This window comes from Psychrobacter sp. 1U2 (assembly GCF_051847575.1).
In genome coordinates this window covers 1-517 of sequence record NZ_JBPYDC010001820.1, presented here as the reverse complement: position 1 = coordinate 517, position 517 = coordinate 1, and the positions used below count along the sequence as shown (strand labels likewise).

The 517-nt window shown below is 42.4% G+C and carries 1 protein-coding gene; it reads left to right on the top strand.

Going from position 1 to position 517, the window contains the following annotated elements; all coding sequences use genetic code 11:
- Positions 1-92: 92 nt before the first annotated feature.
- Positions 93-517 (top strand): QueG-associated DUF1730 domain-containing protein (locus ACS8FD_RS24575; protein ID WP_439277768.1); only part of this gene is annotated, 425 nt, incomplete at its 3' end.

The window sequence follows — 517 nt, the reverse complement described above, 5'->3', positions numbered from 1 at the left end:
ATTTTTATGATTGCATTGGCAATAAACTGGCCTATCATAGCCGCTACAACATCACTATCGATGTATAAATTCACAAACTAGTACCCTCTAATATGAACAATAAATCGTCCATCAAACAGCATTCAGTGCATTCCTCTAATCAGCAAACGAGCGGTGGTATTGAAGTTACCAATACTCCTGTATTTGCTACTGCAGTAGAGGTAAAACAATGGATTAAGTCTGAGGCCCAAGCTTTAGGGTTCGCTGACTGTGGGTTCTTATCCGTCCATCATCCTTTATTTGCTCAACAAATTGAGCAGCTACAGCAGTGGTTAGATAAAGGGTATGAAGGACAGTTGCAGTTTATGCATAACAATCATGATTTAAGAGCGCACCCTGCTAAGCTTGTTGCAGGTGCACAAACCATTATCAGCGTTCGTATGGATTATCTAACCCAGGCACCTGTGCCGCGCACTGTTAGCGATAATGATTATCCCAATCAAGGCATTATTGCACGCTATGCGCGAGGGCGTGATTA